A 26,311-nucleotide genomic window follows, 5' to 3' on the forward strand; every position below is an offset into this window, starting at 1 on the left:
GAACCCTGGACGGCACCACAGGTCGGGTGTCGGCCCCGGCGGGGTCAGCCGCGCCGGGCGGCGGCCCGCTCGGCGTCGGCCTTCATCCGGGCGGCCCGGTCGAGGTCGGCCTGCGAGACGGCGGCGACCGAACCGAAGATGCTGACCGCCTGGTAGTACGTCCAGGCCAGGCTGGTGCAGGCCGGCCGGACGACGGAGTTGTAGGTGGCGCAGACCCGCTTCAGGTCCTCGTAGAAGGCGCTGTCCAGGCGGGACTTGTTGGCCGAGAAGATCCCCATCGCCTTGTGGTTGCGGTAGCCGAAGTCGTGCCGGTAGCAGGCGAGGTTGAAGGTGAAGCCGAGCGGGTTGTCCGGGCTCGACGAGCAGTAGTCGGTGGACCAGTCGAAACCGTAGTCGGCCCAGCCGGCCTGGTTGAGGCGGCCGGAGTTCCAGGCGTTGTAGCTGCTGGCGCTGGTCTGGGTCCAGCTGCTGAGCACGCTGAGCTTCTGCGAGGTGCTCACCGCGGCGGACGCGGGCGAGCCGACGCCGAGCACGCTGAGCAGGGCGAACGCGCCGGCGGCAAGGGCGGTGGCGAGACGACGGGACACGGGTTCCTCCGCGGGATGGGCGGTACGGTGCGTCACCGGCTGGTAACCGGAATTCGATCAGTCTCGATCAATATCCGGTCGGTGGGGCGGGGCGGAGGCGACGTATTGGTGACATGCGTCGAAACAGACGAATGCCCCGGGCGTCGCGACGCCCGGGGCGTCCGCGTCCGGTCAGCGCACCACCCGGGCCGGCGAGGCGGCGCTTTCGTTCCACGCCCGGTCCAACGCGGTCACCTGGTAGGTGTACGCCCGGCCGGGCTCGGCGGTGTCGTCCACCCAGGACTGCGGCTGCCCCGGGGCGGCCCGGACCGTGCCGAGCAGGTGCGTGGCGTCGGCCCGGCCGCACCCGTCGACCGGCCCGGGCCCGTCGAATCGGTAGACCGCGTACGACGTGGCGGTGCCCGGCACCGGCTGCCGCCAGCGCAGCCGCACCCCGTCGGCGGTCCGCTCGGCGCGGGTGAGCACCGGGCGCGGCAGCGGCTTCGCCGGCAGATGCGCCATGGTCGGCACCAGCGCCGGCCGGGAGTAGTGCGCGGCGGCGTAGCGGCTCGTCGCGCCCAGCCGGTCGGCCCGCACCTGCACCGCCGAGAAGTGCACGTTGCCGAGCACCTCCGGGTACGCCCGGTTCAACGTCAGGTGATCCGACAGTTCCTGCGGGTTCATCCAGTACGTGCCGTACGCCGGATCGCCGCTCTTGTAGTCCGCCTGGCCGACGTAGAGCTGCACCCGGGTTCCGCGTACCGTCTGCGCCCACCACGGCACCAGCCGGGCGTAGTCGGCGGCCGGATACTGGCCGATGTACCAGTAGAGCTGCGGCACGATGTAGTCGATCCACTCCTGCTTGACCCACCTGCGGGTGTCGGCGGAGATGATGTCGTACGACTGGCTGCCGGTGGTGTCCGAGCCGGCCGGGTCGACGCTGACGTTGCGCCAGATGCCGAACGGGCTCACCCCGAACTTCACCCACGGCTTCACCGCCTTGATCCGGGTGCCCGTCTCCTGGATCAGCAGGTCGATGTTGTCCCGCCGCCAGGCCGCCCGGTCGGTGAACCCCCGGTGGTACGCGGCGAACGTGGCGTCGTCGGGCACCTGGTAGCTGCCGCTCGGGTACGGGTAGAAGTAGTCGTCGAAGTGCACACCGTCGATGTCGTACCGGCGTACCGCGTCGAGCATCGCGGTCTGGACGAACTCGCGGACCTGCGGGACCCCCGGGTCGTAGTAGAACCGGCTGCCGGCGACGCCGGCCGGCGGGTAGGCGAACGTCCACTCCGGGTGCTGCCGGGCCGGATGCCCCGGGGCGAGCTGCCCCAGGTCCGCGCCCGCGCCCCCGGGCGCCGGCATGGAGATCCGGTACGGGTTGAACCAGGCGTGGAACTCCAGGTTCCGCAGGTGCGACTCGGCGACCAGGAAGGCCAGCGGGTCCCAGCCCGGATCCTGTCCCCGCACCCCGGTCAGGTACTCCGACCACGGCTCGTACGGCGACGGCCAGAACGCGTCGGCGGTCGGCCGGACCTGCACCACGACGGCGTTGTGATGCAGCCGCTGTGCCAGGTCGAGCCAGCCCCGGTACTCGGCCTGCTGGGCGGCGATCCGGTCGGGGGCGGTACGGGAACCCGCGCTCGGCCAGTCGATGTTCACCACCGACGAGATCCACATCGCCCGGAACTGCCGCTTCGGCACCGCCGGATCGACCACACAGGCGTCACCCGCCGTGGCGCTGCCGGCGGCCGGCCCGACCGCCGCAGCCCCGCCACCCCCGCCGGTGGCCGCCGCCGGCCCGCTCGCCGCGAGCCCACCGACCACCACCAGCACCAACCCGACCACACCGATCCCGAGCCTTCGCACCACACTCTCCCCCTCATCCGGTCCCGCCCTCACCCGCCGCCACCCCTCCCCCTCCCCCGCCCCCTCCGCCTCCTGCCCTGCCACCTCCCCCCGGTCCCTCCGGCGTCCCGCCCCCGGTGATCAAGAGGTTTGCGTCAGTTGATCAAGAGGTTTGCGTCACCTGATGCGCTCGGATTGACGTAAACCTCTTGATCACCGGGGATGGCGGGGACGGCGGGGGTGGGGGAGGGGAGAGGGGGAGGGGAGGGGAGGGTGGAGGGAAGTGGCGGGGTGGGTGGGGGGATGGGAGGAAATTTTCATACTTGGGGTTCTGGTGCAAGGGGTGGGACGCGGGTGGGGGTGACCGAAAGTGGTTGGTGGGAAACCGGGTGTGGATGGGGCGTGGTGATTGGGGCGGGGTCGGGGTGGGTAGCAACGCCCGGCACCGGCTGTCAGCAGGGCGGTCGCGGTGGTGGGAGGGGTGAGCGCAGTGTCCGTGCTGCGAACCAAACCGATCAGGGACGTGGTTGCCCAGGGCAACGCCGACGGCAGTGACGGCACCCCCGGTCTGAAACGACGACTCGGGGCCCGCGACCTCACCGGCTTCGGCATCGGCATCGTGATCGGCACCGGCATCTTCACCCTCACCGGCATCGAGGCGCGCGACAGCGCCGGGCCGGGTGTGGTGATCTCGTTCGCCATCGCCGGGGCGGTCGCCCTGCTCGCCGCCCTCTGCTACGCCGAACTGGCGTCCAGTGTGCCGACCGCCGGCAGCGCCTATACCTACGCGTACGCCACGATGGGCGAGATCGTCGCGTGGATCATCGGATGGGACCTGCTGCTGGAGTTCGCGCTCGGTGCGGCGGTGGTGGCCCGGGGCTGGTCCGGTTACCTCGCCGAACTGTTCGGCCTGCCGAGCACCTGGTTCGCCGAGGAGGGCAGCGTGGTCAACCTCGGGGCGATCGGCATCGTGCTGCTGCTCGGCGTGGTCGCCATCGTCGGCATCCGCGAGTCGGCCCGGATCACCAACCTGCTGGTCCTGGTGAAGGTCGGCGTCTGCGTCTTCGTCGTGGTCGCCGGGCTGTTCTTCGTCAAGGCGGCCAACCTCACCCCGTTCATCCCGCCGGCCGAGCCGGCCGGTGCCGGCGACGACGGGATCAAGCAGCCGGTCACCCAGGCGCTGTTCGGGCTGGAACCCTCAGTCTTCGGTTTCGTCGGGGTGCTCACCGCCGCCGCCGTGGTCTTCTTCGCGTACACCGGCTTCGAGGCGGTGGCGAACCTGGGTGAGGAGACCCGGCGGCCCAAGCGGGACCTGACCCTGGGTCTGTTCGGGACCCTGCTGATCTCCACCGCGCTCTACATCGGCGTCTCGCTGGTCGTGGTCGGCATGGTGCCGTACACCGAGATCGACCGGGGTGCCCCGATCGCGGCGGCCTTCAACGCGGTCGGCGCGGGTTGGGCCGGGGTGCTCGTCTCCATCGCCGCCGTCGCCGGCCTGACCAGCGTGATCCTGGTCGACCTGGTGGCCATGGGCCGGATCGGCTTCGCCATCTCCCGGGACGGCCTGCTCCCGCCCGCCGTGGCGAAGATCCACCCGCGCTGGGGGACCCCGTACCGGATCTCGGCGGTGATGACGGTCGTGGTGGCGGTGCTCGCCGGGTTCCTGCCGCTGTCGGCCCTGGCCGACCTGGTCAGCATCGGCGCGCTCTGCGCCTTCATGATCGTCTCGATCGCGGTGCCGATCCTGCGCCGCAAGCGCCCCGACCTGGAGCGGCCGTTCCGGGTGCCGTTCTCCCCGGTGCTGCCGATCTTCACCGCGCTGGCCTGCCTGTACCTGACGCTCAACCTGTCGGTCGAGACCTGGATCAGGTTCCTGATCTGGATGGCGCTCGGCGGCGTCGTCTACTTCTGCTACGGCTACCGGCACAACCGGCTGGCCGTCCGGGAGGCCGAGGAGCACGCCAAGGAACCCGCCTCCGCCTGACCGCCCGGCGGGTGCCGGCCGGGACCACCGGCCGGCACCCGCCCCGCCGTCGCCGGACCCGGCGGGGTCAGGGGTGCGGCGCGAAGCGCAGCAGGTTCCAGGAGATCCCCGGCAGGCGTACGGTGCAACGGTCGCCGTCGACGGTGCCGGTGGACAGCTCCCGGGGGGCCACCCGGTCCGGCTCGGCCTCGGTGTTGACCGCATCCGGGTCGTCCCCGGCGACGAGGGCGAGGTGCCGCACCGGGTGCAGCCCCGACAGGCCCCGCAGGTCGATCTCCAACGGGAGGTCGTCGGTGCCCCGGTTGACCGCGAACACGGTCAGCGCGCCGGACTCCTCGTCGTGCAGCGCGACGGTGTCCAGCACCGGCACGTCGCCGTACCGTTTCGTGGCGTAGTGCGGCGCGACCGGCTCGGTGCGTAGCACGGTGCCGGTGGCGTACCGGGCGGTCAGGGCGAACGGGTGGAAGATGCTCTGCCGCCAGGCCGGCCCGCCGGTGCGGGTACGGATCGGGGCGATCACGTTGGCGAGCTGCGCCTGGCAGGCCACGCCGACCCGGTCGGCGTGCCGGAGCAGGGTGATCAGCAGGTCACCGACCACCACCGCGTCGACGGCCGTGTAGTCGTCTTCGAGCAGCTCCGGTGCCTCGACCCAACCGCGCCCGTCCAGGTCGCCCTGGACGCGGGACTGGTACCAGACGTTCCACTCGTCGAAGGAGATCTTCAGCTTGCGGGACTGCCGCAGCCGGGCGGCCACGTGATCGGCGGTGGCGACGACCTCGTCGATGAACTGGTCCATGTCGACGGCCGAGGCGAGCAGGCTGTCCCGGTCGCCGTCGGTCGGGTCGTAGTAGATGTGCGCCGAGACGTAGTCGACCTGCTCGTAGGTGTGTTCCAGCACGGTCGCCTCCCAGGAGGCGAAGGTGGGCATGCCCCGGCCGGAACTGCCGCAGGCGACCAGGCTGATCGAGGGGTCGATCAGCTTCATCGCCCGCGCGGTCTCGGCGGCGAGCCGGCCGTACTCCTGCGCGGTCTTGTGGCCGACCTGCCAGGGGCCGTCCAGTTCGTTGCCGAGGCACCACAGCCGCACCCCGTAGGGCTGCTGCGCGCCGTGTGCGCGGCGCAGATCGGACAGCCGGGTGCCGCCCGGGTGGTTGGTGTACTCCAGCAGGTCACACGCCTCCTGCACACCCCGGGTGCCGAGGTTGACCGCCATCATCGGCTCGACCTGCGCGGCGGTGGCCCAGGCCATGAACTCGTCGAGGCCGAAGGCGTTGGTCTCGATGGTCTTCCAGGCCAGGTCGAGCCGGCGGGGGCGGTCGGTGACCGGGCCGACGCCGTCCTCCCAGCGGTAGCCGGAGACGAAGTTGCCGCCGGGGTAGCGGACCACGGTGACGCCCAGTTCCCGGGTCAGCTCCAGCACGTCGCGGCGCAGGCCGAGCGGGTCGGCCCTCGGGTGCCCCGGCTCGTGGATGCCGCCGTAGACGCAGCGGCCCAGGTGTTCCACGAAGGAACCGAAGAGCCGGCGGTCCACCGGGCCGATCGTGAAGGCCGGGTCGATCGTCATCCGCGCTGCACGCACGGGCCCACCTCTTCCCTGAGCTGGTCGGAGCGACTGCGGTCGATGCACCGCCCCGCGTTTGTATACCGTTGTCGCCAACGTTGTAAAGGATCTGTCGCGGGCCACCGACACGGGAGGGAACGGGCACGTGCGCCACCGCCTCAAGGACGTCGCCGAGCGGGCCGGGGTGTCGGTCAAGACCGTGTCGAACGTGGTCAACGGCTACCAGCACGTCCGCCCGGACACCCGGGCCCGGGTCGAGGCCGCCATCGCCGAACTCCGCTACCGACCCAACCTGTCGGCCCGCAACCTGCGCAAGGGGCGTACCGGCGTGATCGCCCTCGCCGTGCCGGAGCTGGACGTGCCCTACTTCGCCGAGCTGGCGCGGCACGTGGTCACCGCCGCCGCCGGCCACGGCTGGACCGTGCTCATCGACCAGACCGGCGGTGGCCGGGAACGGGAACGGGTGGCCGCCGCCGGCATCGGTGACCACATGATCGACGGATTGATCTTCAGTCCGCTGTCGCTTCCGGCCGACGACCTCGTCGGGCTGGAACTGCCGATGGTGCTGCTCGGCGAGCGGACGGACCACGGCCGGGCCGACCACGTGATGATCGACAACGTGACCGCCGCCCGGGAGATGACCGCCCACCTGATCGGTCTCGGCCGCCGCCGGATCGCCGCCGTCGGCGCGCAACACACCCCCGGGGGTGCCGGCGCCCGCCTCCGGCTGGCCGGCTACACCGCCGCCCTGGCGCAGGCCCGCATCCGGTACGACGAACGCCTCGTCGCCGACACACCGGCCTGGCACCGCGCCGACGGGGCCGCTGCCGTGCGCCACCTGCTCGCCTCCGGCGTCCGCCCGGACGCGGTCTTCTGCTTCAGCGACACCCTCGCCCTCGGCGCGCTGCGCGCCCTGCACGAGGCCGGCCTGCGGGTCCCCGCCGACGTCGCCGTCGCCGGCTTCGACGACATCGAGGACGGCCGGTTCAGCGTCCCCACCCTGACCACGGTCAGCCCGGACAAGGAACGGATCGCCCGGCTCGCCGTCGACCTGCTCGCCGGCCGGCTGGCAGGTGAGCGGGACGCGCCCGCCCGGGAGGTCACCGCCCCGCACCGGCTGTCCTTGCGGGAGAGCACCGCCTGACGCCGTCGTCCGCCCGCGCTACCGGCCCCGGCGGCTGCCGTTTCGCCGCTGCCGTCGGGGTCCGGTTCGGTCAGTCGAAGAAACGGGCCAGGTGGGCCGGGGACACCGGCGGCGCGTCGGCGGGCAGCGGGGTCAGGTCGGCGAAGATCGACGCGCCGTCGCAGCCGGCGTGCAGCGGATACCAGCGCGGGGTCCCCGGCGGGCGCTGACCGCACACCCCCTTGATCGTCTGTACGTCCAGCAGCCGGACGTGGGTCGGGTCGGCCACCGCGTTGACATGCCCCCACCAGGGGCTCATCACGTGCAGCACGCCACCCGGCCGCAACACCCGGTGGCACTCGTCCAGCAGCGGCAGGAAGTCGATCAGGTGCTCCAGGATGTGCACGGTGAAGATCACGTCGACGGAGTCGTCGGCCAGCGGCAGCGACCCGGACAGGTCCGCCACCGCGTCCACCCCGGCGGCCGGGAAGATGTCCAACCCGAGGTTCGTCGGGTACTGCTTCTGTCCGCCGCAGCCCAGGTCCACCACCACCGGGTCCCGGCCGTCGACCCGCACCCGCCCCCACACTCCGTACACCCCGGCCAGCCGGCCGACCAGCTCGCGGACCAGCCGCAACTGCTCCGGTCCCGGCACCTCCCCGCTCAGGTGGGCGACCCCCCGGTCGAACCGCACCTCGATGCCGAGCCCGCGTAACCGCTCGTCGTGGTGGGCCTGCTCGGCCCAGGCCGCTTCGAGGAACCCGTCGAGCGCCCGCAGCCGTTCGGCCGAGGGCGGTGCCTGCGCCAGCGCGACCATGGCCACCTCCCGCCGGCCGTTACCCGCTTCCCGGCCCGGCACACCACCCGATCTGTTTCGCCAGCGCCGCCCGGGTCAGCCGTCACCGCCGACCGGGTCAGCCGCCGGCACCCGGGTCAGCCGCCGGCACGTCGGGTGGGCCGGCCGACGGCCCGGATGCGCTGCCGGGGCGCACCTGCCGCCTTCGGCCGCTTGAGGTGGTAGCGGTGCAGCTCGTTGTGGCCCTCCAGGGACGGGTCCTCGCTCATCCCGACGAGTTCCCAGCCCTGGTCACCGGCCCGGTTCAGGTGGGCCAGCGCGGTGTCGCCGTAGGCGGTGACGTCGGTCATCGAGCCGTCCGGGCCGTACCAGACGAAGACGACCTCCCAGCTGAGGTCGGAGGCGGTCGGCTGGCGACGGCGCACCAGCAGCGCGTACTCCCATCTGAGCATGACCCATTGTCACCCCGCCGCTGCCGGACGGCGCGGATCAGTCCTCGGCGATCCGCCCGTCGGCGACCCGCAGCCGCCTGTCGACGCTGACCGCCTCCAGCATCCGCCGGTCGTGGGTGACCAGCAGCAGCGTCCCCGGATAGCCGGCCAACGCCGACTCCAACTGCTCGATGGCCGGTAGGTCGAGGTGGTTGGTCGGCTCGTCCAGCACCAGCAGGTTGACCCCCCGGCCCTGGAGCAGCGCCAGCGCCGCCCGGGTCCGTTCGCCCGGCGACAGTGTCGCCGCCGGCCGCAGCACGTGCGCGGCGCGCAGGCCGAACTTGGCCAGCAGCGTCCGCGCATCGGCCGGTGCCATGTCCGGTACGGCGGCCCCGAACGCCTCCAGCAGCGGCTGGTCGCCGAGGAACAGCCCCCGGGCCTGGTCCACCTCGCCGACCACCACCCCCGGACCGAGCGCGGCGTGCCCGCCGTCGAGCGGCAACCGGCCCAGCAGCGCGCCGAGCAGGGTGGTCTTGCCGGAGCCGTTCGCCCCGGTGATCGCCACCCGGTCGGCCCAGTCGACCTGGAGGTTCACCGGCCCGAGGGTGAAGTCGCCCCGGCGGACCACCGCGTCGCGCAGCGAGGCCACCACCGCACCGGCCCGGGGCGCGGCGGCGATCTCCATCCGCAGCTCCCACTCCTTGCGGGGCTCCTCGACCACGTCGAGGCGTTCGATCAGCCGTTCGGTCTGCTTCGCCTTGGCCGCCTGCTTCTCCGTGGCCTCGGTCCGGAACTTCCGGCCGATCTTGTCATTGTCGGTGGCCTTGCGGCGGGCGTTCTTCACGCCCTTCTCCATCCAGGCCCGCTGGGTGCGGGCGCGGGCCTCCAACGCGGCCCGGGTTTCGGCGTACTCCTCGAAGTCGGCGCGGGCGTGCCGGCGGGCCACCTCCCGCTCCTCCAGGTAGGCGCCGTAGCCGCCGCCGTAGTGCCGGACCTGCTGCTGCGCCAGGTCGAGTTCGAGCACCCGGGTCACCGTCCGGGTCAGGAACTCCCGGTCGTGGCTGACCAGCACCGTGCCGGCGCGCAGCCCGGTGACGAACCGCTCCAGCCGGTCCAGGCCGGCCAGGTCCAGGTCGTTGGTGGGTTCGTCGAGCAGGAAGACGTCGTACCGGCTGAGCAGCAGGGACGCCAGCCCGGCGCGGGCCGCCTGGCCACCGGACAGGCCGGTCATCGGGTGGTCCAGGTCGACGGTGAGCCCCAACTCGGCGGCGACCTGCTCGGCGCGTTCGTCCAGATCCGCCCCGCCGAGGTCGAGCCACCGCTCCAACGCCCCGGCGTACGCGTCGTCGGCACCGGCCGTGCCCGCGGTGAGCGCCCCGGTGGCCGCCTCCAGGGCGGCCTGTGCCCCGGTGACGCCGGTCCGCCGGGCCAGGAAGTCGCGGACCGTCTCGCCCGTCCGCCGTTCCGTCTCCTGCGACAGGTAGCCCACCGAGGCTCCCGGCGGGCTCAGCGTGACACCGCCCTCCTCTACCGGCTGCACCCCGGCCAGCGTGCGCAGCAGCGTCGACTTGCCGGCCCCGTTGACCCCGACCAGCCCCACCACGTCACCGGGGGCGACCACCAGGTCGAGGTCACTGAAGAGCACCCGCTCCCCGTGCCCGGCGGCGAGTCCCTTGGCGATCATCGTGGCGCTCATGAGGTCCCGAGCCTAGCGTCCGTCGGTCCGGGGCGGGGACACCGCGCGGCCCGGCCCCGGCTGCCGGCCACGGCGGGCCCGGTGACCGGCCTCGGTGGCTGGCCCACCGCCGCCGTCCGGCCGCCGGCCCCGGTGGTCGGCCCTGCCGCCACGGCTGCCGGACCACTGCGGCCTCGGTGACCGGTCCGGGACCACCGGGTGGGGTGCCCGGTGCGGGGACCGGGGGTCCGTGCGCCTGATCGTGGAGAGTTCTTGCGGCTATGGCGACAAGAACTCTCCACGATCCTGTGCTCCGACCGCATCCGTCGGTCACTGTCGCCCGTCACCACCTCCGTCAGGTCTTCCGGCCGGCGGGTGGGTCGGCGGTCGGGCTGCCGGCCCGGTCGGCGAAAGATGAGGGAGGGGCGGGAGGAACGGTGGCGGGTGGGGCAAGGTGGGGGTGTGGGATTGACGTTCGCGGTTGACTGCGGGGGCGGCGGCATCAAGGGCTCGGTGCTGGACGGGGACGGCACCCTGCGGGCACCGGTGATCCGGGTCGACACCCCGTACCCGTTGCCGCCCGAGCTGTTCGTCAAGACGCTGCTGGAGTTGGCCGGCCGGCTGCCCCCGGCGGACCGGGTCACGGTGGGGATGCCGGGCATGATCCGGCACGGGGTGGTGGTAGCCACGCCGCACTACGTGACCCGGTCCGGGCCGCGTAGCCGGGTCGACCCGGACCTGCTCGCCGCATGGTCCGGGTACGACGCGCGGCGGGCGGTCACCGAGGCGTTCGGGATTCCCGCGCTGGTGCTCAACGACGCCGAGGTGCACGGTGCCGGGGTGGTCGCCGGGACCGGCTGTGAACTGGTGCTGACCCTCGGCACCGGGCTGGGCAGCGCGCTGTTCGACGGTGGGCGGCTCGCCCCGCACCTGGAGCTGTCGCACGCCCCGGTCCGCTGGGGCACCACCTACGACACGTACGTCGGGGAGCCGGAGCGGCGGCGGCTCGGCGACGCCTTCTGGTCCCGGCGGATCCGGCAGGTGGTGGACGGGCTGCGGCCGGTGTTCCGCTGGGACCGGCTCTATCTCGGCGGCGGCAACTCGCGGCTGATCCGCCCCGAACAGGTGGCCCGGATGGGCGACGACGTGGTGATCGTGCCCAACACGGCCGGAATCGTCGGCGGTGTCCGGGCCTGGCAGTTGACCGGCGAACGGGACGAGCCGGCCTCCTGAGCCACAAGTCGACCCCCAGGAACACTCGCGGTACGCCCGGTGTTGTGCCAGCGTCGGAGCAATGGCGACGTGACGCGAGGGGGTGGGTCGGGATGGATCTTCTGGCGGAGTACCGACGGGCGACCATGTACTTCGAGATGGGTGACCCGAGCGGAGCGGTCCGGCTGCTGGAGCCGATCGTGGCGGCCGAGCCCGGCAACTCCTCCGTACGTCAGCTGCTGGCCCGGGCGTACTTCCAGACCGCCCAGCTCGGCCGCGCCGAGGAGCAGTTGCGGGAGCTGGTCGACCGGGACCCCAGCGACCACTACGCTCACCACGTGCTGGGCCGGACGCTGGAGCGGCTCAACCGCTACCCGGACGCGCTGCGGCACCTGCGCATCGCGGCGGCCATGCACTCGACCAACGACGACTACGTGACCGCGCTGCGCCGGGTGGAGAGCCGGGTCGGCAACGGTCGGTGAGTCGCAGACCGCGCCGGGCCGGGGGAGGGTTTCTAGCCTTCCCCCGGCCCGGTTCCGCGTCTGGTCCAGGCCAGGAACCTGTCGAACAGCTCCGCCGGGGGCGGTACGGCGTTCGGGTTGAGGGTCGCCAGGTCGCCGGTGGCGTCGAACAGTTGCCCAGCCATGTGGATGGACAGCCCGACCCGGTCCCGCCGGTATTCGAAGATCAGTAGCAGCCGGGCGGGCTGACACGGCCAGGGAGCGGCGCACACCCGGCACAACCAGAGCGGCCGCATCGGTACGTGTGGCCGGGCAGCCCCGCCTGGGCGGGCGTGCACCGGCGAGGCGTTCGAGCTTCGTCGAGTTGCGGTGACGAACCGGTCATGCGGTCTGCCGACGCCGGTGCGGCTGAGGTCCATCGAGTTCTCCGTGGCGTCGGCCATCAGCGTGTGGGACGAGCGGGTCGGGAGGGCTGTTGCGACATCAGTCCAGCGTGTGGGCCTACTCGCTACTTGTCAAGATGCAAGGGTGTATTAGACAAGATGCAGTCTGACTAGCTGCGGTTTGACTACTGGCGGTCTGGCTACTCTCGCGCCGTGCCACGCCACCTCTACGGGGCAGGCGAGATCACGACGCGGCTCGGCGTCAGCCGACAACGGGCCCGGCAGATCATCGACCGGCCCGACTTCCCCCAGCCGTACGACCGGCTCGGGATGGGTGCTGTGTGGCTGAAGGCTGAGGTCGAGGCGTGGATCCGCGAACACCGCCCTCACCTCGGCGAGGCCGACGACGAGGAACAGCCCGTCTGAGTTCGGCCGCTGGGTAGGTATCGGGCTGACCGCTCGTCGCTGAGAGTGGCGAGGCGTACCCCGGTAGCCTCCCGTTCATGGGCCGGCATCTCATGGGCGCGTACGAGATCCGGATGCGGCTGGGCGTGAGCAGGCAGCGCGTCGAGCAGTTGATGAAGCGTCCCGACTGGCCGAAGCCCTACGAGTCGCTCGCCACTGGTCGGATCTGGCGTACCGAGGACATCGAGGCCTGGATCCGCGAGCACCGGCCGAACCTGCCCGACGAAGCCTGAGCCTCGCTCCGACGTCTGCCGGCCTACGATGGGCCTGCCATGGCGGCTGCGCAGGTGGGGGAGGCGGGATGAAGCTCAAGCTGGACCTGCACGACATCTTCAACAAGGGTCACGACATCGACCGCGCCCTGCGCGGGATCATGGACGAGGCGGTGGCGAAGAAGGCCACCCTGGTCGAGATCATCCCGGGTAAGGGGTCCGGCCAGCTCAAAAAGAAGGTGCTGCGCTTCCTCGACCAAAAGGACGTCAAGCAGCTCTACCACCGGGTCGAGAAGGACTCCAAGAACTTCGGCCGCCTCTTCGTCCACTTCCGCTGGAAGTAGCCAGCCCTAGAAGGACCGGTATACCTCTCTCCGGTGGGCGATTCGCACGACTGCTATCAAAGCCTGGTCATCCAGGATCAGGTAGACGATCCGAAATCGCCGACCCGGATGCGCCACTTGGTATCGCCACCGGACAGCTTCACGCAGCCGGCGGGCCGAGGGTCAACTGCCAGCTGATCGATCGCGGCAGCGATCCGGACCTGGGTGGGGCGATCGAGCTTGGCCAGTTCGCGCGCCGCAGCATTGGTGAGCTCGAGCTTCCATGTCACAGGTCGAGCTCCCGCTTGACCGCGCTCCACGGCTGCGTCGACTCACCAGCACGCATCGACGCCAGTGCGTCGTCGCATGCCTGGGCGTCCTCCTCGTCGATCACCTGTTCCATGATCTCGTCGAGCCGCGCAAGCTCCTCACGAGCCGAGGCGCGCAGAGCGGGTGTCCGGTTCGGGTTTCTGGCCACCGCTCCCAGATACTGTCTGATCTTCTCAAGACCCTGCGGATCGAGCGCCGTCGGTGGCCCCATCGCCGCCACCCGCTGCCCCTGACGAGTCAGGTAGACGACGTTGCCATCCTCAGCCGCCTCGACGGCCTCGGACGGCGGACCGGCATGAGGCGGAACCTCATACTCGAACGCGTGTGCGGCGGTTATGGAGGTCATGGTAACGCTGGACTGCCCCGGAGCCGGACAACCAGCTGAGGCGGTGTCGGCTGGAATCCGTCAGAGGGTTGAGTCAGCCCAGCCGGGTGACCCGCTCCTACATCCTCATTGTCAGAGGTTCAGGACGGCGACCGTCTCCCCGTCGCTCTGCTCACCCGTCGGCCGGAAGCCCAGCTTCAGATAGAAGCCCTCCGCCCCGCCCTCCCGGGGAACCCAGGTGACGTACGCCCGGTTGCCGCCCCGGGCGCGGATCTCCGCGCACACCGCCTCGACGGCGAACCGCCCGTAACCCTTTCCCTGGTCGTCGGCCGCGATGTTGAGTTTCCAGAGGCCGGACCGGACATCATCGGGGTTGTCGCCCCACGCGTAGTCGAGGAAGGCCATCAGGAAGCCGACCAGCCGGTCGCCGTCGAAGATCAGCCTCGGCCAGGCGATGTCCGGGAAGACGTACGCCTCGGCCAGTGACTTGACCACCGGCCCGACCAGATCCTCCTGATCGGGGCGCACCGACAGTTTGAGCGCCGCCTCGTAGTTCTCCGGGGTGACCTTCTCCAGCCGCATCCTGCGGACCGTAGTCCGCCCCGCCGGTCCGGGCGACCGGTTATCCGGGCCATCCCACCGTGTTCAGGCTGCCGACAGCTTCCGTACGACGTACTGGTTGAGGCTCATCCCGTCTTCTGCGGCATGGATGGCCAACTCGCGGTGCAGGCTTTCGCCGACGCGCACGTTGAACTTGCCCGAGTAGCTCCGATCGGCAAACGGCTCCGGTACTTCCTCGCCCTGCTGCTCCAGGTCCGCGACCACCTCGCTCAGCAGGTCCTGAAGCCCTTGCAGGGCTTCGATCTGAGAGGGGGCCAGCCAGGACAGCGAGGGAAACTCGGCGCAGGTGGCGACGAACTCGTTGTCCTGGGCCGACCACGTGACGCGATAGGAGTAGTGACTCACCTCGGGGCGAACATCCTGCATCACAAGGCCTCCCACGCTCCAGACATATGGTACCGCCTGTGGTGCTATAGCGGCAGGCGCTCGTCAGAACGGATACGTGCGGGCGACCGCCAACATCTCCGAGGTGTGCGAGCCGACCACCCCCACCCCCGCCGGCCGCTCCCGGAACCCCGGCAGCCCCGCCAGCCCGTCGCTGGCGTCCATCGCCCGCAGCGCCACCTGCCCCGCCCGTGGCCGCACGGTCAGGGTGATCTCGACCCCCTCGGCAGGCGGGGCGTGGAACACGATGCCGAAGCCCCACCGGTCGGCCTTCGCCTCCTCGACGGTCGGCTGCCGCCCGACCGGCACCTCACGCCCGGCCACCTCGGCCCGGGTCACCTCGGCGGTGGTCGCATCCACATGCAGGGTGGCCAGCCGGACGGTGCGCTGGGGAAGCAGTCGCAGCCGCAGGGTGCGCAGCCCACCGGCGGTGGTGTCCGCCAGCACCCGCACCGTCGGCGCGGGCAGGTTCGCCGCCGGGGCCGGGCCGCCACGCAGGTCCGTCTCCCCCAGTCCGGGGAAGTCGTCGAGCGAGGCGGGGCCGTCGACGTACCCGTCGGTCCAGGGCCGGGGGGCGGCCTCCCGGCTGACCCACCGGGCGGTGCCGGTGTCGGCGTCCAGGGCGTACATCAGGTGGGTGGGCACGGGGTGGTCGGCGTCGAACCGGTCGACCGCCAGGCCGACCCCGGCGAACAGGGCGGCGGCGAGCGTGGCGGCGACGGCCGGCAGCGCGGCGAGCCGGCGGGCCCGGGCGGCGACCAGGCCGCGCTGGCCGCCGGCCGCCGGGTGCAGCAGGTCGAGCAGCGGCAGCGCGGCCAGGCCGAGCAGCACCGCGAACAGGGCCGCGACCCCGCCCATCGCCATCCCCAGCGCGGGGAAGAGCAGCACCACGGTGGGCAGCAGGATCACCACGGCGACCGCCCCGGCCAGGGTCACCGCGACCACCGGCCACAGGCCGTCGATCCGGGTACGCAGTGCCACCAGGCCGGCGATCACGCCGGCCAGCGCCGGCAGGGTGGCCAGGTAGGCCCCGCCGGGCACCAGCGCCGCCAGCACCACCCCGAGCAGGGCCAGCCAGCCCAGCCCGCCGACGGCCAGCGCCGCCGGGCCGACCCGGCGGCGGGTCAGCGCGTACCAGGCGAGCAGGATCGCGGCGGCGAGCGCCACCACCGCCAGCCGGTACCAGACCGGCCGGTACGGGTCGAGCAGTTCGGCGTAGCCGGGGCGCAGCGCGGTGATCCCCGCCCACAGCAGTTGGGCGGCGACCGGGGCGGCCACGATCGGCACCAGCGCCAGCCCGAACCCGGCGGCCAGCCGACCGGCCCCGGCCCGGCCGGTGCGCCGGACCAGCCAGCCCAGCGCCAGCACCCCGAGCACCGCCAGGGCGGCCAGCGGCCAGGTCAGCCAGCCGGGATAGCGGACCAGCCCGCCCGGCACCGGGAAGTAGGTGGCGTCGTGACCTGCGCGCAGCGCCGTCAGGTCGGCGCGGCCGAACTCCCGGGCCAGCCCGAGCGCGTTGTCGCCGTGCATCTGGAGGCTGCCCCGGTCCATTGCCGCCGGGGTGTCCAGCGGGGTGTGGTAGATCGCGCCCCCGTCGATGTACGCCGCGTTCAACCCGACGAAGTCGTTGTCGAGGAACGCGGTGAAGTCGGTGTCGTTGGGCAGCGCCCGGTAGATCTCCACCGCGAACGAGGTGCCCACCGGGTGCGGGGCGCCCCGGCCGAAGGCGGCCACCAGTTCGGCGTTGTTCCGGGACGTCTCGAACATGATCACCGGGCCGGTGGAGCCCCGCGCCTCCAGGTTGAGCACCACCCCGCCGTCGGCGGCCAGCGGGTGGCTCGCCGCGAACGCCGCCGCCCCGCACAGGCAGGCCTCCTCGGCGTCGGTCAGCACGAACACGACGTCGTTGCGGGGCCGGGGGCCGGCGGCCAGCGCGCGGGCCACCTCCAGCACGGTGGAGGTGCCGGCCGCGTCGTCGTTGCCACCCGGGCCGGTCTGCACCGAGTCGTAGTGCGCCACCAGGAACACCCGGCCGGTGGAGGCGGTCCCGGGCAGTCGGGCCACCACGTTGCGGACCCGGGCGAAGGTGGCCCCGCCGGCCGCCCCGCTGAGTTGCCCGGCCTCCGGGGCGACGGTGTCCTGCACCTCGGTCTGCAGGCCCAGCCCGCTCAGCACCCCGACCAGGTGCTCACGGACCTGGTCGTTGGCGGCGCTGCCGGCCGGGTGCGGGCGTTGCGCCACCGTCTGCACGGTCCGGTAGGCCCGCCCGGCGCTGAACTCGTCGGCCGGGGCGTCGACCGGCCGGGGCGTCGGGGTGGCCAGGGTGACCAGCACGACCGCGCCCACCGCGACCAGCGCCAGCAGGGCGGCCAGGGCGGCGGGTGGACGACGCCGGGGGCGGGCCAGGGCCCGGTCGGCGGCGGAGGCGGGGGGTGCGCCCACGGGAACTCCTCGGGGGTGGTGCGGGGGTGGTGCACCATCCTGCCCCGGCGGGGCGCGGCCGGGGCGTACCGGAACCGAACCGTGACGCGCGGCGCTGAGCGGACGCTCACCTGGTGACGGCCTTGCCCGGGAACGCCCGGACCGGGCGGACCGTGTTGTGTGCGACCGTTGTCTAATACAGGATCAGCAGGGCACTCGGAAGGAGCCCGACATCACCAGCGAACTCCCGCGTCTCGCGGCGGTGACCCGGTCGCACCGGGGGCCGGGCATGGCCGGGCCCTCCGTCGTGCCGTACCCGCACGGCGGGCTGGGGCCGCACCCCAACCTGCCGCCGGGTGAACGGCTGCGGGTACTGCTGGTCGAGGACGACGAGGGCGACGCCTTCCTGGTCGGTGAGCTGCTCGCCGAGACCAACTCGATGATCGACCTGCTGGTCGCCACCAGCCTCAGCGAGGCCCGGCAGCGCATCGCCGGGGTCGACTGCGTCCTGCTCGACCTGGGCCTGCCCGACGCGCAGGGCCTCGACGGGCTGCGTCGGGTGCTGGAGATGTCCAGCGGTGCGGCCGTCTGCGTGCTGACCGGTCGCTCCGACGAGCACCTCGGCATCGTCGCGGTCGCCGAGGGCGCCCAGGACTACCTGGTCAAGGGCCAGGTGGACGGGGTGCTGCTGACCCGCGCCCTGCGTTACGCGGTGGAACGCAAACGGGCCGACGAGAACGCCCGCCGGCTGCGCGAGGTCGAACTGCGCCAGGCCGAGTCGGCCCGACTGGAACGGGGCCTGCTGCCCCAGCCGCTGATGAGCACCGACGAGGTGGCGGTGCACACCTTCTACCGGCCGGGCCGGCACGCGGCGCTGATCGGCGGGGACTTCTTCGACGTGGTGCAGACCCGGCCGGACCGGGTCGACCTGATCGTCGGCGACGTCTGCGGGCACGGGGTGGACGAGGCCGCCCTCGGCGTCGAGCTGCGGGTGGCCTGGCGGGCGTTGATCCTGGCCGGGGTGCCCGACGACGAGGTGCTGCCCGCCCTGGAGCAGGTGCTGATGAGCGAGCGCCGGCTCCAGGAGATCTTCGCCACCGTCGCCACCGCCCGGCTCGACCTGGCCGCCAACCGGGCCACCGTCCGGCTGGCCGGCCACCCGCCGCCGCTGCTGCTGTCCGGCGGCAAGGTCGCGCCGGTCCCGGCCCGGGGTGGCCTGCTGCTCGGCGTACGACCCCGCCGTCCCGTCGCGTTCGACCTGGAGTTCGACACCGATGACTGGTCCCTGCTGATGTACACCGACGGCCTGATCGAGGGGCGGGTGGGTGACGGCGACGAGCGGTTGGACGTCGACGGGCTGACCGGCCTGCTCCAGGAGCGCGCCAACCACGCCGTGCCGCTGGCCGAGCTGCCCGCCTGGCTGGTCGGTCGGGCCGAGCAGATCAACGGCGGGCCACTCGCCGACGATGTCGCCATGCTGCTGGTCACCCGGGGCGGTGGCCGGTGAACACGTACCGCCGGGGGTGGACCCTGCGTCGCCGGGTGCTGGCGCTGCTGGCCTTGGTGGGCGTGCTGCTGGTCGGGCTGGCCGTGGCCGAGGCGGCGGTGGCGGCGAAGAACCGCGCCTACACCGACACGCTGCTCACCCGGACCGGCCCGCTGCGGGTGCAGGGGCAGGAACTGCTCAACGTGCTGCTCGACCAGGAGACGGGCGTCCGTGGGTACGCGGTCAGCGGCAACCGCGCCGACCTGGCCCCGTACGAGCAGGGGGTGCGGCAGGAGCGTGACGTGGCCGCCACGATCGCCGACCTCGGCCGTGACTACCCGGCGATCGTGGATGCGCTGCGCACGGCGCAGCAGCAGGCGGCGGACTGGCGGCGGACGGTGGCCGAGCCGGTGATCGCGACGACCGGCAGCAGCGGCACGGCCGCCGGCCAGGCGTTGATCACCGCCCAGGCGCGGCAGCAGTTCGACGAGATCCGGACGTCGGTGGGCGACCTCCAGACGGCGATCCTGGCCGAGCGGGAGCGGGGCGCCCGGGACATCGAGCGGACCGGCAACATGCTGGTGATGCTGCTGATCGTCGCGGCGGTGGTGGTCGTCCTCGCCGGCACCCTGATGCTGCTCTCCCTGGAGCGGATGGTGATCCGGCCGCTGACCGGCCTGGCCCAGCAGGTGCGGGAGGTCGCCGCCGGTGACTACCAGCACCACATCGCCGGGTCGGGGCCGCCGGAGTTCCGCCGGCTCGCCGACGACGTCGACGTGATGCGGCAGAAGATCGCCAAGGACCTGGCCGAGGTGCGGGCCGCCCGGGAGAACATCGAGTGGGTCAACAGCCAGTTGCAGAAGCAGGCCGAGGAACTGACCCGTTCCAACCGTGACCTGGAGCAGTTCGCCTACGTCGCCTCGCACGACCTCCAGGAGCCGCTGCGCAAGGTGGCCAGCTTCTGCCAGCTGCTGCAACGCCGGTACGCGGGGCAGCTCGACGAGCGGGCCGACCAGTACATCGCGTTCGCCGTCGACGGCGCGCAGCGGATGCAGCGCCTGATCAACGACCTGCTGGCGTTCTCCCGGATCGGCCGGCTCACCACCGGCTTCGTCGACGTCGACCTGAACCGGGTGATGGGCGACGTGGCCAGCCAGACCGAGCCGGGCCGGCAGTACGCCGACGCCGAGCTGACCTGGGGCGAGCTGCCGGTGATCCGGGGCGAGGAGCCGCTGCTCACCAACCTGCTGGTCAACCTGGTCAGCAACTCGGTGAAGTTCCGCCGCCCGGACGTCGCGCCGAAGGTGCGGGTCTCGGCCCGGCTGGTCGGCGACGAGTGGGAGATCACCTGCGCGGACAACGGCATCGGCATCGAGCCCGAGTTCGCCGACAAGATCTTCGTGATCTTCCAGCGGCTGCACGCCAAGGACGCCTACCCTGGCACCGGCATCGGCCTGGCCATCGTCAAGAAGATCGTCGAGTACCACGGCGGTCGGGTCTGGGTGGACACCGACCAGGCCGAGGGGACGGCGATCCGGTTCACCCTCCCGGCCCGGCCGGAGGACGTCGAAGCGGCGAAGGTGGCCGCCGAGGCGGGCCCGGCGACGGCGACCGGTGAGGACGCCCCGGCAGGGCCCGACGGAGACGTCCCGGCAGGATCCGACGGGGACGTCCCGGCAGCGCCCGACGGGGGCGGCACGGCGACGACGTCCGACGACGCGTCCCGCCCGGCCGGGGACGCCGAGCCGGCTGACCGACCGACGCCTGTCGGCCGGCAACCGGACGGCACGCAGGACGAGGACCCACCCGGCGGGCCGCCGGGGCACGGCACCACGGGTGGCACGAAGGAGAGGGTCGGATGACCGCGCCGGCGGACGGCAAGAGCCCGATCGAGGTCCTGCTGGTCGAGGACGACCCGGGCGACGTGCTGATGACCCAGGAGGCGTTCGAGGAGCACAAGCTCCGCAACCGGCTGACGGTCGTCTCCGACGGCGCCGAGGCGCTGGCCTACCTGCGGCGCGAGGGTCGGTACGCGGACGCGGTGACCCCCGACCTGATCCTGCTCGACCTGAACCTGCCCCGCCGGGACGGCCGGGAGGTGCTGGAGGAGATCAAGAACGACGAGGAGCTGCGCCGTATCCCGGTCGTGGTGCTGACCACCTCCCAGGCCGACGAGGACATCCTGCGCAGCTACCAGCTGCACGCCAACGCCTACGTGACCAAGCCGGTGGACTTCGAGCGTTTCATCTCGGTGGTCCGGCAGATCGACGAGTTCTTCGTCAGCGTGGTCAAGCTGCCGCCGCGTGGCTGACCACCTGCTCGACGACGTCGACACGCTGCTGCGGGAGACCGCGGCGGGCGTGGTGTTGCCGCTGTTCCGCAAGCTGGACGACGCCGACGTCACGGAGAAGGCACCGGGCGACCTGGTCACCGTCGCCGACCAGCGGGCCGAGGAGCGGATCTCGGCGGGGCTGCGCCGGTTGCTGCCGGGTTCCCTGGTCGTCGGCGAGGAGGCGGTGGCCGAGGACGGGTCGCTGCTGCGTCACCTGCGCGGCGACGGCGACGTGTGGGTGGTCGACCCGATCGACGGGACGGGGAACTTCGCCGCCGGACGGCGACCGTTCGCGCTGATGGTGGCCCTGCTCTCCGGCGGTGAGCCGGCCGCGTCCTGGGTGTTCGACCCGCTGGCCGGGACGATGGCCGTGGCCCGCGCCGGGGCCGGCACCCGCCTGGACGGCCGGCCGGTCCGCGAGAACCCCGTCCTGCCGCCGGATCGGCTGCGCGGCACCGCGATGGTCCAGTACCTGCCCCGGGCCACCCGGGACCGGGTGGCGGCCGGCCGCAGCCGGATCGGGGAGCTGCTGCCCGGCCAGCACTGCGCCGGGCGGGAGTACCTCGACCTGCTCACCGGCGACCAGCAGTTCGTCATGTTCTGGCGGACCCTGCCGTGGGACCATCTCCCCGGTGCGCTGCTGGTGCGCGAGGCGGGTGGGGTGGCCCGACGCTTCGACGGCACCGACTACCACCCGGCCGACGACGGCACCGGCCTGCTGGTCGCCTCCGACGAGCAGACCTGGCACGAGGTCCGGGCCGCCCTGCTCGGCGACTGACCGCCGGTCCGGTTCCGGGGCGCGGCGGGCCGCGCCACCGGCTCCACCGCCTGAGGGATCGACGACGGTGGACCCTCGGCTACCGGCTCGACACTCCCGGTCGAGGGTCGCCGTCCGGTGCCGGCACGGGCCTGGTGACCGGGCGTGATTGCGGTAATGTGACCGGCGGTCTCCGCCCCCAGGCCGCCAACCGGGGCCGGCGGGACCGCCGCCGCACCGGCCCCCGGTCGGGCGTCGGCGGCAGAGGGAAGGACACCTCCGTGCCCAGGACCAACCTGACCCGGCCGTTGACCGTGCTGCTCGCCGCGGTGGCGCTGCTGCTCGGCGTCGGAGCGGTGCCCGCCTCGGCGGAGCCCGGCGAAGGTGGCACCAAGCAGCTCAAGGACGCGTTGACGGCGGCGGCCAAGGGGCACATCGAGGCCAAGGCCAAGCTGGACACCTCCAAGCGGCGGCAGGCCGCGCTGGCCGCCCAGCTCAAGGAGGTCGAGGGGCGGCTGGGCGCGTTGACCGCCCAGGTGGGCGAGGTGGCCGCGCAGTCGTACCGGGTGGGCCGGTTGACCCCCACGTCGATGCTGCTCAACACGGCCAGCCCGGAGGCGTTCCTCAAGCGGGCCGCCGACCTGGACATGATGGCGCAGCGGGACGGCAAGCAGCTGCGTGCCCTGGCCGAGGCCCGGCAGACCGCCGCCGAGGCCACCATCGCGATCGACGCCGAGGTCCGCGAGCAGCAGAAGCAGCTCAACACGCTGGCCAAGAAGAAGCGGGACGCCGAGCGCGCCCTGGCCACGGTCAGCTCGGGGAGCAGCGCCGGTTTCAGCGGCGGGTCGAGTTCGGCGAAGCCGGCCCCGCGCAACTCCGACGGGTCGTGGCCTGGCGAGTCGTGTTCGGTGAACGATCCGACCACCTCCGGCTGCATCACCCCGCGCACCCTGCACGCCATGCAGCAGGCCAAGGCGGCCGGCTACAAGCGCTACGTGTCCTGCTACCGCAGCGGCGGGGGCGGCGAGCACCCCAAGGGTCGGGCCTGCGACTTCTCGGCCGCCACCAGCGGCTTCAAGGACGAGACGGCCACCGGCGGGGACAAGGCCTACGGTGACAGCCTGGCCAACTACTTCAAGAACAACGCCAACCGGCTCGGTGTGCTCTACGTGATCTGGTACCGGCAGATCTGGATGCCGAACACCGGCTGGCGGGCCTACAGCGGGTCGGGCAGCCCGGCCGCCGACCACACAAACCATGTTCATCTTTCGATGTACTGACCGTTCGCCCCAGGAACGGGACGTAGCATCGCGACGGTGAGCAGCTCATCGTCCGACGTCGTGACCGTTCCGACGCCCTCCGCGCCGACCTCCTCCCGGGCCCTGCCCAACGGGCTCGCCGCGTTCCTGGTCTTCTTCGCCAGCGGCGCGGTGCTGGTGCTGGAGACGGTCTCGTTGCGCCTGGTCGGTCCCTACGTCGGGGTGACCCTCCAGGTGACCAGCTCGGTGATCGGCATCGCGCTGGCCGCCATCGCCTACGGGGCGTGGACGGGCGGCTGGCTGGCCGACCGTCGGGACCCGCGCGGGCTGCTCGCCCCGGCGCTGATCCTGGCCGGCATCGCCGCCGCGGTCACCCTGCCGGTGGTCCGGTACGCCGGTGAGCTGCTGCGTGGCGGTGCGGTCAGCGGCATCCTGCTGCTCACCGCGTTGGCCGTGTTCGTGCCGGCGGCGCTGCTGTCGGCGGTCACCCCGCTGGTGGTGAAGCTGCAACTGTCCGACCTGCGGCGTACCGGGCAGGTGGTGGGCCGGCTCTCCGGGATCGGCACCCTCGGCGGCATCACCGCCACCCTGGTCACCGGGTTCGTGCTGGTGGCGGCGCTGCCCAGCACGGTCATCCTGATCGGGCTGGCGGCGGCGCTCGGCGTGGTCGGGCTGGCGCTCGGGGTCTACCTGCGCCGGCAGGAGGCCGCCGGGCTGCCCGGCCCGACCCGGGCGAAGGCCGCCCTGGCGGTGCTCGGGCTGGTCGCGGCGGGGCTGAGCGCGGTCGCGCCGAACCCGTGTGACGTGGAGACCGCCTACCACTGCGCCCGGGTGGAACGTGATCCGGACCGGGCCGGCGGGCGCACCCTCTACCTCAACTCGGCCCAGCACTCGTACGTCGACCTGGACGACCCGACGCACCTGGAGTACGAGTACACCCAGTGGATCGGCGCGGTCGCCGACGTGTCCGCCCCGAAGGGGCAGCGGCTGGACGCGCTGCACCTGGGCGGGGGCGGGTTCACCATGCCCCGCTACCTGGGCGCCACCCGGCCGGGCACCGACAACGTGGTCTTCGAGATCGACGGTGAGCTGGTCGACCTGGACCGGCGGGAGTTGGGCGTCCGGACCGGGCCGGGGCTGCGGGCGGCGGTGGGCGACGCCCGGATGCTGGTCGGCGGCGAGCCGGCGGACAGCCGGGATTTCGTCGTCGGCGACGCCTTCGGGCACCTGGTGGTGCCGTGGCACCTGGCCACCCGGGAGATGGCGGCGGAGGTCGACCGGGTGCTGCGTCCCGGCGGCATCTACGTGCAGAACGTCATCGACTACCCGCCGGGCCGGTTCATCAGGTCGGAGCTGGCCACGGTGGCCGCCGAGTTCGAGCACATGGCGCTGGTCGCGCCACCGGAGGCGATCGCCGGGCAGCAGGGCAGCAACTTCCTCATCGTCGCCTCGGACGCCCCGCTGCCGCTGGAGGCGCTGCGGGCCCGGTTGGGCACCGTGACGAAGATCCCGGACCTGCTCGCCGGCAGCGAGGTGACCCGGTTCGTCGACGGCGCGCTGGTGTTGACCGACGACTACGCCCCGGTGGACCAACTGCTCGCGACCGCCTGATCGGGTGACTTTCCTGACCGATTACGACCATCGAGGTGTAGGCCGGGCCGTCCCGGGCAACTCGGTCGACCATGGGTGCAGGAGTCCGGAACGCCGCCCAGCTCCTCGGTGAGCGGTACCGGCTGATCGAGCAGCTCGGCGCGGGCGGCATGTCCGTGGTGTGGCGCGGCTACGACCAGGTGCTCGGCCGTCAGGTCGCGGTGAAGGTGCTCGCCTCGCGGCTGGCCAGCGACCGGGCCTTCCGGCACCGGATCAGGATCGAGGCGCAGGCCGCCGCGCGGCTCTGCCACCCCAACATCACCAACGTGTACGACTACGGCGAGTCGGAGCAGGTCGGCCTGACCGTGCCGTACGTGGTGATGGAGCTGGTGGACGGCGGTCCGCTCACCGCGCGGCTCGGCCGCGACGGGCAGCTGCCCTGGCGGGAGGCGGTGACCATCGGCGCCGAGGTGACCTCGGCACTGGCCACCGCGCACGCCCGGGGGGTGGTGCACCGGGACGTGACCCCGGGCAACGTCATGCTGACCGCGACCGGGGTGAAGGTCGTCGACTTCGGCATCTCGGCGCTGGTCGGGGAGAGTGAGAAGGGGCCGGACGGCGCGCTGCTCGGCACCCCCGCCTACCTCGCCCCGGAGCGCCTCGACAACGGCCAGGTCTCCCCGGCCACCGACGTGTACGCCGTCGGGCTGCTGCTCTACCGGATGCTCACCGGGCGGTTGCCCTGGCAGGCCAGCACCACGACGCAGATGCTGCGGGCGCACATGTACCACGATCCGGAGCCGATGCCCCCGGTCCGCGGGCTCCCCGACGAGGTGGTCGAGCTGGTCGGCCGCTGCCTGGCCAAGCGCCCCGAGGACCGGCCGGCGACGGCCGAGGTGGCGCGTACCCTCGCCGCGGCGGCCGGGATGGTCGCGGCGGTGCCCGTCTCGCCGGCACCCGGGCGAATGGACCCGGCCCTGCTCGCCAACGCCGGCACCACGATCCTGCCCTGGTCGGCCGACACCGACGCGTTGCCGTTCTCGGGGCGTACCCGCACCCGCCGGGCCGCTGCCCGCCGCCGCCGGATCGAGGCCGGGGTGGCCGCCGTGAGCCTGGTGGCCGTCACCGCGGCCGTCTGGGGGGTGACCTCGCGCAGCCCGGCCAGCGGCGGCGTCGACCGGCCCACCGAGGCCCGGATGGGGTTGCCCGAGACCATCCCGTGCGAGGTCGAGTACGCGCTGCGCAGCGACTCCGGCAGGGACTTCGCCGCCCAGCTGACGCTGACCAACACCGGTCCCCGGGAACTGCGGGACTGGACGATGAGTTTCGCCTTCCCCGGCCAGCAGACCGTCACCACGACCACCCCCGAGGTACGCCAGGAGGGCCGCCTGGTGCGGGTCACCCCGGCGGCCGGGCGGGCCGCGCTGGCCCCCGGCGCGTCGGAGAAAGTCGCGCTGACCGGCCGCTACACCGGGGGCAACCCGCTGCCGCTGGAGTTCACCGTCGGCGATTCGAGCTGCGGGGTACGGGTCTCCGGGGTGGCCGGCAGCGCGCCCGTGGTGAAGCCCCCGGCGGCGAAGAAACCGGCGGCCAAGCAGCCGGCGGCGAAGAAACCGGCGAAGACGTCCGGCAAGGGCGGTTCCGGCGCGGCCGGGCCGGCGAAGCCGAAGCCGAAGGCCGAGAAGCCCGCCAAGGGGCCCGGTCCGGCGGCGGGCAAGGGGCCGGGTGGGGCACCGGGAAAAGCGGGAAAGTGACCGGGAAGGGAGGCA

27 protein-coding genes are annotated in these 26,311 nt (G+C 72.7%); 14 read left to right on the forward strand and 13 right to left on the reverse strand.

Annotation, left to right across the window (positions count from 1 at the left end):
• Positions 1–44 precede the first annotated feature (44 nt).
• Positions 45–587, reverse strand: coding sequence for a phospholipase (locus tag JQN84_RS07160; RefSeq protein ID WP_204957623.1), 543 nt, complete (start codon positions 585–587; stop codon positions 45–47).
• A 171-nt stretch (positions 588–758) separates the two neighbouring features.
• Entirely contained in the window at positions 759–2,432 is a 1,674-nt protein-coding gene (locus tag JQN84_RS07165; RefSeq protein WP_307821063.1) for a glycoside hydrolase family 10-like protein, read from the reverse strand.
• 460 nt (positions 2,433–2,892) lie between these two features.
• Between JQN84_RS07165 and JQN84_RS07170 the strand changes: the two genes are divergently transcribed.
• On the forward strand, positions 2,893–4,395 hold the full coding sequence (locus JQN84_RS07170; RefSeq protein ID WP_281902608.1) for an amino acid permease: 1,503 nt from the start codon (positions 2,893–2,895) through the stop codon (positions 4,393–4,395).
• 67 nt (positions 4,396–4,462) lie between these two features.
• Here the strand turns inward: JQN84_RS07170 and arfA are convergent, their stop codons facing one another.
• Positions 4,463–5,974 (reverse strand): arabinosylfuranosidase ArfA, encoded by a 1,512-nt coding sequence (arfA, locus tag JQN84_RS07175; RefSeq protein ID WP_204957624.1) that lies wholly within the window; start codon positions 5,972–5,974, stop codon positions 4,463–4,465.
• A gap of 127 nt (positions 5,975–6,101) precedes the next feature.
• Here arfA and JQN84_RS07180 point away from each other — a divergent pair, with 127 nt between their 5' ends.
• Positions 6,102–7,100 carry a LacI family DNA-binding transcriptional regulator gene (locus JQN84_RS07180; RefSeq protein WP_204957625.1) on the forward strand — a complete coding sequence of 333 codons (999 nt, stop codon included), beginning with the start codon at positions 6,102–6,104 and terminating at the stop codon, positions 7,098–7,100.
• Positions 7,101–7,170: 70 nt separating this feature from the next.
• On the opposite strand, the gene JQN84_RS07185 is transcribed toward JQN84_RS07180, so the two are convergent.
• The 3 genes from JQN84_RS07185 to JQN84_RS07195 form a co-directional block, all read right to left on the reverse strand.
• Positions 7,171–7,896: a methyltransferase domain-containing protein gene (locus JQN84_RS07185; protein ID WP_204957626.1), complete on the reverse strand. Its 726-nt coding sequence runs from the start codon at positions 7,894–7,896 to the stop codon at positions 7,171–7,173.
• A 116-nt stretch (positions 7,897–8,012) separates the two neighbouring features.
• Positions 8,013–8,327: a hypothetical protein gene (locus tag JQN84_RS07190; protein ID WP_088646124.1), complete on the reverse strand. Its 315-nt coding sequence runs from the start codon at positions 8,325–8,327 to the stop codon at positions 8,013–8,015.
• A 37-nt stretch (positions 8,328–8,364) separates the two neighbouring features.
• Positions 8,365–10,002: an ABC-F family ATP-binding cassette domain-containing protein gene (locus JQN84_RS07195; RefSeq protein ID WP_204957627.1), complete on the reverse strand. Its 1,638-nt coding sequence runs from the start codon at positions 10,000–10,002 to the stop codon at positions 8,365–8,367.
• Between the two features lie 441 nt (positions 10,003–10,443).
• Here JQN84_RS07195 and JQN84_RS07200 point away from each other — a divergent pair, with 441 nt between their 5' ends.
• Together JQN84_RS07200 and JQN84_RS07205 are read left to right on the forward strand one after the other, a co-directional pair.
• Complete coding sequence (locus tag JQN84_RS07200) at positions 10,444–11,214, forward strand: ROK family protein (RefSeq protein ID WP_204957628.1); 771 nt, start codon at positions 10,444–10,446, stop codon at positions 11,212–11,214.
• Between the two features lie 92 nt (positions 11,215–11,306).
• Positions 11,307–11,675 (forward strand): tetratricopeptide repeat protein, encoded by a 369-nt coding sequence (locus JQN84_RS07205; RefSeq protein WP_088644718.1) that lies wholly within the window; start codon positions 11,307–11,309, stop codon positions 11,673–11,675.
• Between the two features lie 32 nt (positions 11,676–11,707).
• Here the strand turns inward: JQN84_RS07205 and JQN84_RS07210 are convergent, their stop codons facing one another.
• Complete coding sequence (locus tag JQN84_RS07210; RefSeq protein WP_204957629.1) at positions 11,708–11,950, reverse strand: hypothetical protein; 243 nt, start codon at positions 11,948–11,950, stop codon at positions 11,708–11,710.
• 300 nt (positions 11,951–12,250) lie between these two features.
• Here JQN84_RS07210 and JQN84_RS07215 point away from each other — a divergent pair, with 300 nt between their 5' ends.
• The 3 genes from JQN84_RS07215 to JQN84_RS07225 all read left to right on the forward strand — a co-directional run bounded on the left by JQN84_RS07215 (position 12,251) and on the right by JQN84_RS07225 (position 13,058).
• Positions 12,251–12,463: a helix-turn-helix transcriptional regulator gene (locus JQN84_RS07215; protein ID WP_204957630.1), complete on the forward strand. Its 213-nt coding sequence runs from the start codon at positions 12,251–12,253 to the stop codon at positions 12,461–12,463.
• A gap of 77 nt (positions 12,464–12,540) precedes the next feature.
• Entirely contained in the window at positions 12,541–12,735 is a 195-nt protein-coding gene (locus tag JQN84_RS07220) for a helix-turn-helix transcriptional regulator (RefSeq protein ID WP_067315487.1), read from the forward strand.
• A gap of 68 nt (positions 12,736–12,803) precedes the next feature.
• Complete coding sequence (locus JQN84_RS07225) at positions 12,804–13,058, forward strand: Smr/MutS family protein (RefSeq protein ID WP_067315484.1); 255 nt, start codon at positions 12,804–12,806, stop codon at positions 13,056–13,058.
• A gap of 6 nt (positions 13,059–13,064) precedes the next feature.
• Here the strand turns inward: JQN84_RS07225 and JQN84_RS32530 are convergent, their stop codons facing one another.
• From JQN84_RS32530 to JQN84_RS07255, 6 genes are all read right to left on the reverse strand, one after another.
• Positions 13,065–13,175 (reverse strand): type II toxin-antitoxin system RelE family toxin, encoded by a 111-nt coding sequence (locus JQN84_RS32530; protein WP_204957631.1) that lies wholly within the window; start codon positions 13,173–13,175, stop codon positions 13,065–13,067.
• Positions 13,136–13,327 carry a type II toxin-antitoxin system RelE family toxin gene (locus JQN84_RS07235; protein ID WP_204958237.1) on the reverse strand — a complete coding sequence of 64 codons (192 nt, stop codon included), beginning with the start codon at positions 13,325–13,327 and terminating at the stop codon, positions 13,136–13,138. The genes JQN84_RS32530 and JQN84_RS07235 overlap by 40 nt, the downstream gene beginning before the upstream one ends.
• On the reverse strand, positions 13,324–13,713 hold the full coding sequence (locus tag JQN84_RS07240; RefSeq protein ID WP_204957632.1) for a hypothetical protein: 390 nt from the start codon (positions 13,711–13,713) through the stop codon (positions 13,324–13,326). The genes JQN84_RS07235 and JQN84_RS07240 overlap by 4 nt, the downstream gene beginning before the upstream one ends.
• Positions 13,714–13,824: 111 nt before the next feature.
• Positions 13,825–14,274 (reverse strand): GNAT family N-acetyltransferase, encoded by a 450-nt coding sequence (locus JQN84_RS07245; protein ID WP_204957633.1) that lies wholly within the window; start codon positions 14,272–14,274, stop codon positions 13,825–13,827.
• A 63-nt stretch (positions 14,275–14,337) separates the two neighbouring features.
• Entirely contained in the window at positions 14,338–14,679 is a 342-nt protein-coding gene (locus JQN84_RS07250) for a type II toxin-antitoxin system HicB family antitoxin (protein ID WP_145923058.1), read from the reverse strand.
• 63 nt (positions 14,680–14,742) lie between these two features.
• Positions 14,743–17,139, reverse strand: coding sequence for a M28 family peptidase (locus JQN84_RS07255; RefSeq protein ID WP_204957634.1), 2,397 nt, complete (start codon positions 17,137–17,139; stop codon positions 14,743–14,745).
• Positions 17,140–17,407: 268 nt separating this feature from the next.
• Here JQN84_RS07255 and JQN84_RS07260 point away from each other — a divergent pair, with 268 nt between their 5' ends.
• The 7 genes from JQN84_RS07260 (at position 17,408) to JQN84_RS07290 (ending at position 26,296) form a co-directional block, all read left to right on the forward strand.
• Positions 17,408–18,625, forward strand: a complete 1,218-nt coding sequence (locus tag JQN84_RS07260) for a PP2C family protein-serine/threonine phosphatase (RefSeq protein ID WP_239484963.1) — start codon at positions 17,408–17,410, stop codon at positions 18,623–18,625.
• Positions 18,622–20,466, forward strand: coding sequence for a sensor histidine kinase (locus tag JQN84_RS07265; protein ID WP_204957636.1), 1,845 nt, complete (start codon positions 18,622–18,624; stop codon positions 20,464–20,466). Before JQN84_RS07260 ends, JQN84_RS07265 begins: the two co-directional genes overlap by 4 nt.
• Positions 20,463–20,915 (forward strand): response regulator, encoded by a 453-nt coding sequence (locus tag JQN84_RS07270; protein ID WP_088644726.1) that lies wholly within the window; start codon positions 20,463–20,465, stop codon positions 20,913–20,915. The genes JQN84_RS07265 and JQN84_RS07270 overlap by 4 nt, the downstream gene beginning before the upstream one ends.
• A complete protein-coding gene (locus JQN84_RS07275) occupies positions 20,908–21,714 on the forward strand; it encodes an inositol monophosphatase family protein (protein ID WP_204957637.1) in 807 nt (268 codons plus the stop codon). The genes JQN84_RS07270 and JQN84_RS07275 overlap by 8 nt, the downstream gene beginning before the upstream one ends.
• Before the next feature lie 260 nt (positions 21,715–21,974).
• On the forward strand, positions 21,975–22,973 hold the full coding sequence (locus JQN84_RS07280) for a coiled-coil domain-containing protein (RefSeq protein WP_281902631.1): 999 nt from the start codon (positions 21,975–21,977) through the stop codon (positions 22,971–22,973).
• 36 nt (positions 22,974–23,009) lie between these two features.
• Positions 23,010–24,563 carry a fused MFS/spermidine synthase gene (locus JQN84_RS07285; RefSeq protein WP_204957638.1) on the forward strand — a complete coding sequence of 518 codons (1,554 nt, stop codon included), beginning with the start codon at positions 23,010–23,012 and terminating at the stop codon, positions 24,561–24,563.
• Between the two features lie 71 nt (positions 24,564–24,634).
• A complete protein-coding gene (locus tag JQN84_RS07290) occupies positions 24,635–26,296 on the forward strand; it encodes a serine/threonine-protein kinase (RefSeq protein ID WP_204957639.1) in 1,662 nt (553 codons plus the stop codon).
• The last annotated feature ends 15 nt before the right edge of the window (positions 26,297–26,311 follow it).

The organism is Micromonospora humidisoli (assembly GCF_016900955.1).
Taxonomy (GTDB): domain Bacteria; phylum Actinomycetota; class Actinomycetes; order Mycobacteriales; family Micromonosporaceae; genus Micromonospora; species Micromonospora wenchangensis.

Excerpts from the sequence above, each read along its gene's own strand:
- JQN84_RS07185 (WP_204957626.1), bottom strand. The coding sequence starts at position 7,896 with ATGGTCGCGCTGGCGCAGGCACCGCCCTCGGCCGAACGGCTGCGGGCG.
- JQN84_RS07190 (WP_088646124.1), bottom strand. The coding sequence starts at position 8,327 with ATGCTCAGATGGGAGTACGCGCTGCTGGTGCGCCGTCGCCAGCCGACC.
- JQN84_RS07195 (WP_204957627.1), bottom strand. The coding sequence starts at position 10,002 with ATGAGCGCCACGATGATCGCCAAGGGACTCGCCGCCGGGCACGGGGAG.
- JQN84_RS07205 (WP_088644718.1), top strand. The coding sequence starts at position 11,307 with ATGGATCTTCTGGCGGAGTACCGACGGGCGACCATGTACTTCGAGATG.
- JQN84_RS07210 (WP_204957629.1), bottom strand. The coding sequence starts at position 11,950 with ATGCGGCCGCTCTGGTTGTGCCGGGTGTGCGCCGCTCCCTGGCCGTGT.
- JQN84_RS07220 (WP_067315487.1), top strand. The coding sequence starts at position 12,541 with ATGGGCCGGCATCTCATGGGCGCGTACGAGATCCGGATGCGGCTGGGC.
- JQN84_RS07225 (WP_067315484.1), top strand. The coding sequence starts at position 12,804 with ATGAAGCTCAAGCTGGACCTGCACGACATCTTCAACAAGGGTCACGAC.
- JQN84_RS07240 (WP_204957632.1), bottom strand. The coding sequence starts at position 13,713 with ATGACCTCCATAACCGCCGCACACGCGTTCGAGTATGAGGTTCCGCCT.
- JQN84_RS07245 (WP_204957633.1), bottom strand. The coding sequence starts at position 14,274 with ATGCGGCTGGAGAAGGTCACCCCGGAGAACTACGAGGCGGCGCTCAAA.
- JQN84_RS07250 (WP_145923058.1), bottom strand. The coding sequence starts at position 14,679 with ATGCAGGATGTTCGCCCCGAGGTGAGTCACTACTCCTATCGCGTCACG.
- JQN84_RS07260 (WP_239484963.1), top strand. The coding sequence starts at position 17,408 with ATGGCCGGGCCCTCCGTCGTGCCGTACCCGCACGGCGGGCTGGGGCCG.
- JQN84_RS07270 (WP_088644726.1), top strand. The coding sequence starts at position 20,463 with ATGACCGCGCCGGCGGACGGCAAGAGCCCGATCGAGGTCCTGCTGGTC.
- JQN84_RS07290 (WP_204957639.1), top strand. The coding sequence starts at position 24,635 with ATGGGTGCAGGAGTCCGGAACGCCGCCCAGCTCCTCGGTGAGCGGTAC.